Source organism: Desulfobacter sp. UBA2225 (assembly GCF_002348205.1).
Classification (GTDB): domain Bacteria; phylum Desulfobacterota; class Desulfobacteria; order Desulfobacterales; family Desulfobacteraceae; genus Desulfobacter; species Desulfobacter postgatei.
Genome location: NZ_DDYV01000005.1, coordinates 1 through 10,740 on the forward strand (window position 1 = coordinate 1; position 10,740 = coordinate 10,740).

A 10,740-nucleotide genomic window follows, 5' to 3' on the forward strand; every position below is an offset into this window, starting at 1 on the left:
GGTGGTGAAAAACAATGTGTTTAATACGTTCTTCATGTTGTTGAATGCCGGATGAAATAAGAAACTTTGAATCAGGATTTTTTTTTGCAACAATGCCGGCTGTAGCCAGCATCACAGGGAGCAACTTGTCAATTTCAGCGGATCTGGAACCCGGAAGCATACCGATCACAAGATCTTCCCCCAGGTCTTTTTTATTGTCTTCGATTAAAACCGGCGGGCTTTGGGGATATTCATCGACCAGGGGATTTCCCACATAGGTGGAAGAGATTTTTTTGGCTTTATAAATGGGAATTTCAAAAGGAAAGATCAGTGCCACATGGTCCGTGACTTTTGCAATGGTATCCAGGCGTCCGGCATTCCACGCCCAGACTTTTGGGGCGATATAATAACAGACAGGAATATCATAATGCTGCTTGATAAAACCGGCAGTTTTCAGATTAAAGCCAGGATAGTCAATGAGCACAACAGCATCCGGGGGATCTGTTTTTAATCGTCGCTTAACCAGGGAAAACGCCTGTTTAATTGTACCTAGCTGCTTGATCACTTGAACAAGCCCCATGGCAGAGAGCTTTTCAATAGGGAAGAACATGTCTGCCCCCTGTTCTGCCATGGCTTTTCCGCCGATACCCGTAATCCGGATGCCGGGGCAAAGTTGTTTTAAGGCCCGCACCAGGGCTGCCCCGTGAAAATCGCCGGAAGGTTCTCCGGCAAGGATCATGATATGCCGGTTACCTTCACTCATGGATCTCATCCTCGGTCACCGCTGTTATGCAGATATTATATTTATTTGCAAGGGCAATCATTTTTTCACGGTCAAATGAAATTGATTTCTCAGCTTCAAGCACAAGCATATTTACGCCGGATCGGTGCATGGTTTCAATAGTGGTAGATCCGGATGCAGGCAGATCAAAGCGTAAATCCTGGTGAGGTTTGGATAATTTTACAACGGTGGCCCCATTGCCCCGGCTCAGCCGCCCTCCCCGCTCTATGGTGGCGTCCGTACCGTCGATGGCTTCTACAGCAAGGACGGTTCCATTGGAAATAACAATGCACTGACCGATGTCCAGACAGCCTAAGGCTTTGGCAAGCTTCCAACCCTGCTGTATATCTTTTTTTTCCGCCCTGTCAGGTTTCCGCTTGGTCCAGCATCCTTTGGGACTGATAAGTTCAGGCAGAAGAAAGGTGGACGGCACCAGGGTAATGCCCTGCTTTTCCAGAAAGTCCGCAAACGATGAAAGGATATTATCATCATGGGTCCCTGCTGTTTTGGCGATAAAGGCAAGGGCTTTGAAGTCCGGTCTGATATCTTTGAAAATATTGGCCTTACTGATGGAGCCCATGAGCAGTGCCCTGGTGACACCATGGGATTTAAAATAACGGATCAATTTGCTCAGCTGCCCAAGATAGAGCCATTCAAACCGGTGAGTCAGCTCGGCAAGCTGGGGATCGGTTTCACTGCGAAATCCTGCCCCGATCACTTGATATCCGTGTTCATGTGCCTTCCGGGTGAAAAGCAGCGGAAATTGGCCGCCGCCGGCAATCAGACCGATGTGAGAAGAACAACTATTGCCTTCGGGATCATTCATGGCAATTAACGTGTGATCCCCCGGTTGGAATTTTTTATGAATTCTAAGAAAGATACGATCTCAGGGAGTTGTTCAACTTCTGCTTTGGTTCTCTCGACGGCCTGGGTCACTGTCAATCCGATCCGAAAAAATATCCGGTATGCTTTTTTCAACTGACGGATGACGGAGGGATCAAAATGATGGCGCTTGAGCCCCACATTATTAAGGCCATGCAGGGTGGCCCTGTCACCTGCGGCAATGACATAAGGCGGAATGTCTTTTACCACACCGGATTTACCGCCGATGTAGGCATAGTCTCCGATTTTAACAAACTGATGAATGGCCACAAGGCCGCCTACCGTGGCATAGTTTCCGATTTCAATGTGTCCTCCAAGGGTGGAGTTGTTGGCAAGAATGACACCTTTGCCGGTTTTGCAGTCATGGGCAATGTGGGTGTAAGCCATCAGATAATTTTCTTCACCGACCTGCGTAAGCCCGCCACCAACCCCCGTACCTCTGTTAATGGTGACAAATTCACGGATAATGGACCCCCTGCCAATGGTAAGATAGGTGGTCTCGCCATGAAATTTAAGGTCCTGGGGGGCGCCGCCGATGGAGGCGTACTGAAAAATATTACAGTCCGGGCCTATGGTAACATGGTCATCAATCGTGCAGTAAGGACCTATGGTTGTACCGGATCCAATGGTTACATCGCCTTTGACAATGGTATAGGGGCCAATGGTAACATTTTCATCTATCCTGGCAGAGGAATCAATAATTGCCGTTGGGTGAATCGATTGAATCATGGTTGCTCCGTACTGCTGCTTTCGAGCTTTTTTACCCGTTTTTCAATGGAAAGCAGTCGTGTTCTTAAACTGGGTAGGCGGGGTATGATACGGGATACTTTCAGCCAGATTTTATGGGGCATGTGGGGAATACCTGAAACGACATTGCCCGGGGGAACATCAGCTGCAACGCCGGCATAGGGACCGATAATAGCGCCGTCTCCTATATTCAGGTGCCCGGAAATACCGGCTTTGCCTGCAATAATGACATCTCGGCCGATGGTGGTACTCCCGGCAATACCCACCTGGGCGACGATCAGTGTATTGTCTCCGATTTTAACATTGTGGGCGATATGGACCTGATTGTCCGTTTTAACGCCGTTGCCGATGCGGGTTATACCTAAAGTGCCCCTGTCAATGGTGTTGCAGGCACCGATTTCACAGCAATCACCAATATGGACGCACCCTGTATGTAACAGCTTGGCATGTGCGTGTCCCTCCTGGACAAATCCAAACCCGTCAGAGCCGATGACTGAATTGGGATGAATAATGGACTGTCTGCCGATCCGTGTTTTATCTGCCAGGGTGACATTGGGGCTGATTCGGCAGGCATCGTCGATCCGGCACTGCTTTCCGATCACCGTATTGGCCATGATGTGGACATGATTACCGATGGTGCAGCCCTGCCCTATGCTGACATGTGCCTCAATGCATGTGCCGTCACCAATAATGCAGTCATCTCCAATAACAGCCGAAGGGTGAATAAATTCCTTCAACGGCTCTGCAGGCATCAGATGCGCCACAATCTTAAAAAAAGCAAGTTTCGGATTATCGCTGTAAAGAAGTGTGATACCGGAAACCGCAGGGGCTTCGTTGGGAACAAGGATGATTCCGGCCTTTGTTTCGTTCAGCCGGGAAAAAAAAGAGTGATCCACCGCAAACGTCAGATCCTTGGGCCCGGCATCGTCAAAGGAGGATACCCCGGAAATGGTTTTGCCCGGATCCCCATGTGTCCGGGCGTTGACCATCGCAGCTATTTTTTCTGCAGTAAGCATGAATTATTTTTTCTTAGCGTAAATTGAATTGTATTCTTTGATTATCTCATCAGTGATATCGACCTTATCTGCAGCATAGATAACACCTGCCATCTTTCTTTCAATGATCACAATATACCCTTGTGCCTTTCCTATCTTGTTGGTGATGTCAAAGACATCTTTCTCTATTTGATTCACCCGTTTGTTTTGCATAATCTTCATTTCCTGGGTATAGTCGGCATTCATCTTTTTCAGATCATCCGCTTTGTCCCGAAGTTCCCTTTGGCGCTCAAGTTTTTTTTCAGAGCTGAGCACAAGGGCTTCACGCTCTAACGCGGCCGCCATGTCTTGAACTTTTTTTTCCTCGGCCTGAAGTTTTCCCTGAAGTTGTTCAAGTTTAGCCTTGAGGTCTTTCTGCATCACTTTGCCGGCACTTGATTCTTGTATTATTTTCTCAAAATTGGCCATACCTATTTTAGTGGTATCACCTGCAAACGCACTGCAGGTGAACATTGTGGCAATAATCAAAACTGCCGGAAATAGAATGTTTTTTTTCATGTATCCCTCCGAAAATAAAATTTTAATTTTTTAAAAAAATGCACCAATTGAAAAGTCAAACTGACCATCACCGGTACTCCTAACATCCTTACCATCTATAACAATACCATAGGCCAGTCTGATGGGCCCCATGGGAGAGTTCCATCTAAGCTCAAAGCCTGAACTGGAAAATTGATTGCCAAAATCAATATCTTCACCGTTGTTATATACATCGCCTCTGTCGTAGAAAAAGACGCCGTAAACCGCCTGTTCCTCTACAATGGGAAACATCATTTCAATATTGAACTGGAAATATTTTTCACCTCCGACCTCAATGGAAGAGTTATTTCTGGTACCGTTGATGTCCGTATCGTCAAACCCTCTGATGGAGTTGATACCGCCAAGATAAAAGCGCTCCCAGTCAATGTCCGGATCCCCATTAGTCCTGTCATCAAGATAACCGCCCTTGGCGTAGATGCCAGCTGAAAATTTCCAGAACAAAGGAAAAAGCAAAGCGGATTCACCAAGATATTTGGTAAAATCAATCTCACCACCTAAAAATTCGCCGGCATATTCAACGGATACTTTGTGATACATACCCTTGGTGGGCAAAAAACTGTGGTTTCTTGAATCATAACTGACATAGGGTGTAATACTGGAGGTAAGATAATTGCCTGCACTAACCGATGTATAATCGGATTCCACATCTTCAATATCAAACTTCTCAATGTTGTAAATTAAACCAATGGTGGTGTAGTCCCAGAATCGGCGCGAGGCAGCGCGCAGGGTGAGGCCCATGGCGTCCTTTTCATAATAATCGTATTCGTTTTCAAATTTATAGATATCAAATCCGGCTGAAATAGCTCTGTCAAACAACCAGGGTTCAGTGAAGCCGATATTATACAACGCATTCTCGCCAGACATCCGAATGGTAAATTTGCCTGTCTGTCCTTTGCCGAAAAGGTTACGCTCTTCAACGGAAACCTGACCGAATGCCCCGTCATCACTTGAGAAACCGCCGCCGAATGAAAAATTTCCCGTGGGTTTTTCTTCAACGGTGATCTGAACGTCCCGTCTATTTTCTTCTTCGGTTTTGACCGGTTTGATGTCGATATTCTGAAAATAGTCTTTGAACACGAGGTTCCTGTTCGAACGTTGGATTTTTGCCATGCTGTAAAGACCTTGCTCATCAATGGCAAGCTCTCTTCGGATGACCTTGTCCCTGGTTTTTTTATTACCGGTAATAATGATCCGGTTAAAGTAAACAAGCGAACCCTTATCAATGTCAAAGCTTATATTTACAATTGCGTCCGCATCATTCTTATCTGCTCTTGGGGTGACCCTGACATTTGCATAACCCTGGTTGGCATAAAAATCATTCAGGGTAATCATATCCTTGCGGACAAGTTCCCTGTTATACAATTCAGATTTTTGGGAAACCAGAAGCGATAGAAGCTCTTCTTCGGTGGTAAGAATATCCCCTGTAACATGAACCACACCATTTTTATATTGTTCACCCTCATCAATTTTAAACTGAATGGTAATCTCTTCTGTTCCCATATTCACTACGGGATCGGATACCTTGACATTGATAAATCCGTTGTTGTTATAAAAAGATTCTATGCGAAGCACATCATTGTCAAGTTCTGTTTCGTTGAGTTCTCCCGAAGATGTTATAAATGACCAGAATCCCTTTTCCTTGATCTTCATCTCATCTTTGATATCATCATCGTCGAAATATTTATTACCCTCAAATTCAATTTTAGTAATTTTTACTTTTTCACCTTCGTCGATGTTGAAGATAATATCCGCCTGGTGATTTTTCAATGGTTTGACGTCATATGAAATCAGGCAGTTATAATAATTTTTTTCATAATAGAGGCGTTTAAGTTTATCCACATCAGTATTCAGCTTATATGCATTGAGAATGGACCCGGTTGACGTTCCTATGACCTCAAATAACTCTTTTTCTTCATAAACATGATTATTTTCAAAGCGAATATTACGGACACTGGGTTTTTCCCGGACTTCAAAAATAACCTCAACCCCCTTATCCATGTTCTCTTTTTTGATGACCACATCATCAAAATACCCCATTTTATACACGCTACTCAGATCATTGCCTAACGTAGTACGATTTAGAAGATCGCCTTTTCGGGATGAGATGACCCTTTGGATGGCATCTGCATCAACACGCACATTGCCTTTGATGGTAATAGCCGAAATGATTTTCTGCTGAAACAGTTCGCCGATAATATCTTTTTCCAGAGAGGTCATACCGGCATACAATTCCGATAGGCTTGGTGATTGTGAGAAAAAGGTTAAGGGTGCCTGTTTCTTGTACACATTGTGCATCTGCGCATCAATGCTCACAGCCTGTCCGGCTATAAAAATGTCACCGGTAAGGATCCAGTCAACACCTAAACGGACACCCTCCTGACGAAATTGCTCATAGTTCCAGTCCGTTGTATCAACAAAAACATTTGTAACCACTACGGTTGCGCCGTCTTTTTCAAATTTTTCCTTCAACATTTTCGACAGGGCCGGCGCAATTTTTTCATCAGACTGTTCTGCCTGGACATGAAAGGGAAATAGTGCCACTGCAACCCGCTCCTCGGCACACAAAAGGCCTGTTCCCCAAAGACAGAAAACCGTCGCGAGCAATACACTGAACTTAATATGTTTCATAATTGATCCTAAGTAACTTATTTAACTTAATTATTACTTTAACACCGGTACGATTTTCCCGTCTTTCAACGTCAGCCTTCTTTTCATTAAACCGGCCAGATCTGAATTGTGGGTGACCACGATAATAGTCATTCCCATTTCCTGGTTAAGTTCTTTCAAGAGTTGATGAACCGCACTGCTGTTCTTTTGATCCAGATTGCCGGTGGGCTCATCAGCCAGCAGCAGGGCCGGTGCCATGACGAGCGCCCTGGCAATGGCTACCCGCTGTTGCTCACCGCCGGACAGATCTTCCACCCTGTATTCGATTCGGGAACCAAGTCCTACCCTTTCAAGCATATTTACTGCATGTTTTTCAATAGTTTTTTTAGATTTACCACCTATCAGCCCAGGCAACATCACATTTTCAACGGCTGTAAATCCCTTGAGCAAATAGTGAAATTGAAAAACAAAACCAATATTTTTGTTTCTAAAGGCAGCAAGCTTTTCATCATTGTACCCCAGGATATCTTCACCGCTGAAGAACTGGCGCCCCTCATCAGGCTTGTCAAGGGTGCCGATGATGTTCAGCAGAGTGGATTTTCCAATACCTGAAGCCCCCACGATGGCAATGGTCTCCCCCTGGTGTATGGATATATCTGCCTTGTGCAGAATGTCCAGCGCAGCTGTTTTGGATACAAAAGACCGTGAAACCCCATTCAGTTGAATCAACGGCGCATCACCCATATCTTATAGCCTCCACGGGATTCATTCGCGACGCCTTATAAGAGGGATACAGGGTGGACAGAAAACAAATCACCAGGGCGGAGACAGCGGTTAAAATGACATCCGAATATTCAAGCTGAACCGGGAGTGTGGAAAAAGGATATGCCTCAGGCAACTTGATAAATTCGTACCGTTTGAGGATGTAACAAATAACCACCCCGAGCGTTGTCCCGATACCCGTGCCGATTATGCCGATAATCATCCCTTTTATGATAAAAATACGGCGGATCATGGAATTTGTGGCACCCATTGCTTTTAATACGGCAATATCACGGGTTTTTTCCATAACCATCATGATTAGTGCAGAAGCAATATTAAACGCCGCCACAAGGATAATCAGCGTTAAAATGACAAACATGGCGGTTTTTTCAAGTTTAAGCGCTGAAAAAAGACTGTGGTTGATATCCATCCAGTTGCGCAGGTAATACGGATAGTTAATGAATCCAAGTTCGTCTTGGCTTAAATCTTTTACCTTGAATATCTGATCGGTCCAGATGCCGAAAGCCGAAATTTTACCTTTGGCAGACACAAGGGCCTGGACCTGATCCAGCCGGGCGTAGGCCAGACTAGAATCGTATTCCGACATGCCGGATTTAAAGGTGCCGGTGACCACAAACTGCTTCATGGAGGGAATCTGCCCCATGGGCGAGATAATGCCCGATGTTGACATAAGGATCACACGGTCTCCTTGAACCACCCGAACGTTATCGGCCAGCGACTGGCCAAGAATAATACCGGGAAGACCTTTTGTAATCGTTTCCTGGTTCAATGCCTGATCAAGGGCTTCGGACGTGTATCCTTTGATCAGTGCAGCCCCTTTTTCCGGTTCAATACCTCTGATAATGATACCGGAAAAAGAGTCGGCCGTGCGTATCATTGCCTGGCCGAATAAAATGGGAGATACGGCTGTAACGCCGGGGGTCTGCCTGAGCGTATCCTCCATATCCGGATCAGGGCTAAAATGGCCGGAATAATTCATGATTAGAACATGGGGCTCCAATCCAAGAATTCTCTTTCTAAATTCTGTTTCAGATCCGCTCATGACGGCAATAACCACCACCAATGCCATCACGCCGAGAAGAACACCGGCCACGGACAAAAGAGTGATCAGGGAAATAAATCCCTCCTTGCGTTTAGCCCGCAGATATTTTCCGGCTATAAAAAATTCGGCTCCCACAGATACCTTTTATTGATTTTTCATATGTGGAAAAAGAATCACCTCGCGTATGGAGGCAGCATCTGTAAGCAGCATGACAAGACGGTCAATACCGATCCCCTCACCTGCTGTAGGCGGCATTCCGTATTCCAGGGCTTCGACATACTCCGTATCCATGATATGGGCTTCATCATTGCCCTCATCGCGCTGACGCACCTGCATGATAAAACGGTTATACTGATCTTCAGGGTCATTGATTTCAGAAAATCCGTTGGCAATTTCCCTTCCGGCAATGAATAATTCAAACCGGTCCGTAAGTTCCGGATCAGCTTCGCTTTTCCTTGACAGAGGGGAGACCTCCACCGGATATCCGGTAATGAACGTGGGCTGGATCAGCTTGGGCTCCACAAGTGCATCAAAAAGCTTGGTCATCACTTTGCCGTGACGATCCTTTTTGGCGATTTGAATATTTTCCTTTTCAGCATGTGCAAGCAAGGCCTGGGTATCATTGACAATGGCCGGATCAACGCCTCCGATTTCAGATAAGGAGTCTATCATGGAGATGCGTTTCCACCCCTTGGCAAAATCAATGGTAAGTCCCTGGTATTCAATGCGGGTCTCCCCGCAAATCTGGGTGACAATGTCGCAAAACATCTCTTCGGTCAGGTTCATGAGATCTTCATAGGTGGCATAGGCCTGATAGAACTCGACCATGGTGAATTCCGGATTATGCCGGGTGGAGACGCCTTCGTTTCTGAAATTCCGGTTAATTTCAAACACCTTTTCAAATCCGCCCACCACCAGTCGTTTCAGGTACAATTCCGGGGCAATACGCAGGTAAAGTTCCATGCCCAGGGCATTGTGCCACGTTTTAAAAGGAGTAGCTTCGGCACCGCCGGGCAATGTCTGCATCATGGGTGTTTCCACCTCCATGAATCCGTTTTCATCAAAAAAACGTCTCATGGCAGCCACAATGGCACTTCGTTTTTTAAAAATCTGCCGGGTATTTTCATTCATGATCAGATCAAGGTACCGCTGGCGATATCTTTTTTCAGGGTCCTTGATGCCGTGAAATTTTTCAGGCAGCGGCCTTACGGATTTGGATAAAAGCCTAAAGCTTTCGGCAAGCAGGGTCCATTCACCGGTTCTTGTCTGGAACAAAGGCCCCTCAACACCCATGAAATCACCAATATCCAGTTTTTTAAACAAAGCATATACATCATCTCCCACCTTGTTTTTCTGGATATATACCTGCATCTGCTCACCAGCATCCTGAAACCGGACAAATGAAGATTTCCCCATTTTATTAATGGCCATCATACGGCCCGCCAGGCAGAATTTGCGGCCGTTCTCGCCCAGGGTTTCCGGATCGTGCTCTATAATGTCCTTTACTTCACAAACCCTATGATCCGGCTTGAAATCATTGGGATAAAGGCTGATGCCTTCGGTTTTTAGCTCGTTTATCTTTTCTTTGCGAATCTCAAGAAGGTTGCTTGTTTTGTTATCCATAAAAATAGCTGCTTTCGTTTATATTTAGGCTCCGGATTTATAAATAAAAAGGGGCCGCTTCGTTTTTGATTTAAAACGTTAAGGCACGGTAAACCCCATGAATAAAAACATGGTAAAATAGCGTTTTTGTATAGCCTTGTCAATGACGGCGCGAGGGGGTAAAAAGAATCACATAAAAAACATCCCGTGGCCTTTCCGGACCACGGGATGGTTTTTGTTCTCACCGGTTTCAGGCTGCGGTTTCTACCCCTGTCCACCCTTTTTCAAGCCCCATGGCCCGGGCCAGCAATTGGGTAAGGAGTATGGCAGGTATGGGGTTTGTTGATCCGGATTTCAGGATAAGCTCCCGGCCGTGTTCAAATTGCATGTGGCAATAATTACATGCCGTACAGATTATATCCGCCCCTTCCTGTTCTGCCGTTTCATATTTTGTCAGGATAAAGCCCTCGCCCAGAGGGGTGTTTTTATCCAATAAGGGATTGCCGCAGCATTCCAGCCGTTTGGACCAGTTTACGGGTTCCGCTCCGGTCAGTGTGATAATCCGTTCAAATATCGTCGGTGCATCGGGGCGGTCATCGAACCCAGTGATGGTTGAGGGGCGCAGCGCATGACAGCCGTAGCTTGGGGCCACTTTTATCCCGTCAAGGGGATGGGTAATGTTTTGCCGTATAAGGTTTTTATCGATCTCCCGGTCCAGGAGGGTC

The 10,740-nt window shown here is 45.9% G+C and carries 10 protein-coding genes; all 10 read right to left on the reverse strand.

Annotation, left to right across the window (positions count from 1 at the left end; translation table 11 throughout):
- A partial coding sequence (locus B3D59_RS00190; RefSeq protein ID WP_414646500.1) for a lipid-A-disaccharide synthase occupies positions 1 to 742 on the reverse strand: 742 nt, incomplete at its 3' end.
- Positions 735 to 1,586 carry an LpxI family protein gene (locus tag B3D59_RS00195; protein WP_286817073.1) on the reverse strand — a complete coding sequence of 284 codons (852 nt, stop codon included), beginning with the start codon at positions 1,584 to 1,586 and terminating at the stop codon, positions 735 to 737. The genes B3D59_RS00195 and B3D59_RS00190, both read right to left, overlap by 8 nt.
- Before the next feature lie 5 nt (positions 1,587 to 1,591).
- Positions 1,592 to 2,371 (reverse strand): acyl-ACP--UDP-N-acetylglucosamine O-acyltransferase, encoded by a 780-nt coding sequence (gene lpxA, locus B3D59_RS00200; RefSeq protein ID WP_004073644.1) that lies wholly within the window; start codon positions 2,369 to 2,371, stop codon positions 1,592 to 1,594.
- Entirely contained in the window at positions 2,368 to 3,405 is a 1,038-nt protein-coding gene (lpxD, locus tag B3D59_RS00205) for a UDP-3-O-(3-hydroxymyristoyl)glucosamine N-acyltransferase (protein ID WP_286817074.1), read from the reverse strand. Before lpxD ends, lpxA begins: the two co-directional genes overlap by 4 nt.
- 3 nt (positions 3,406 to 3,408) lie before the next feature.
- On the reverse strand, positions 3,409 to 3,942 hold the full coding sequence (locus B3D59_RS00210) for an OmpH family outer membrane protein (protein ID WP_286817075.1): 534 nt from the start codon (positions 3,940 to 3,942) through the stop codon (positions 3,409 to 3,411).
- A 30-nt stretch (positions 3,943 to 3,972) separates the two neighbouring features.
- The gene (gene bamA, locus B3D59_RS00215; protein WP_286817076.1) at positions 3,973 to 6,609 is read right to left on the reverse strand and encodes an outer membrane protein assembly factor BamA; all 2,637 of its coding nucleotides are present in this window, start codon (positions 6,607 to 6,609) and stop codon (positions 3,973 to 3,975) included.
- Between the two features lie 33 nt (positions 6,610 to 6,642).
- Entirely contained in the window at positions 6,643 to 7,332 is a 690-nt protein-coding gene (locus tag B3D59_RS00220; RefSeq protein ID WP_286817077.1) for an ABC transporter ATP-binding protein, read from the reverse strand.
- Positions 7,325 to 8,548, reverse strand: coding sequence for a lipoprotein-releasing ABC transporter permease subunit (locus B3D59_RS00225; RefSeq protein WP_286817078.1), 1,224 nt, complete (start codon positions 8,546 to 8,548; stop codon positions 7,325 to 7,327). The genes B3D59_RS00220 and B3D59_RS00225 overlap by 8 nt, the downstream gene beginning before the upstream one ends.
- Before the next feature lie 9 nt (positions 8,549 to 8,557).
- Positions 8,558 to 10,036: a lysine--tRNA ligase gene (gene lysS, locus B3D59_RS00230; protein WP_286817079.1), complete on the reverse strand. Its 1,479-nt coding sequence runs from the start codon at positions 10,034 to 10,036 to the stop codon at positions 8,558 to 8,560.
- A 229-nt stretch (positions 10,037 to 10,265) separates the two neighbouring features.
- A partial coding sequence (locus B3D59_RS00235) for a heterodisulfide reductase-related iron-sulfur binding cluster (protein ID WP_286817080.1) occupies positions 10,266 to 10,740 on the reverse strand: 475 nt, incomplete at its 5' end.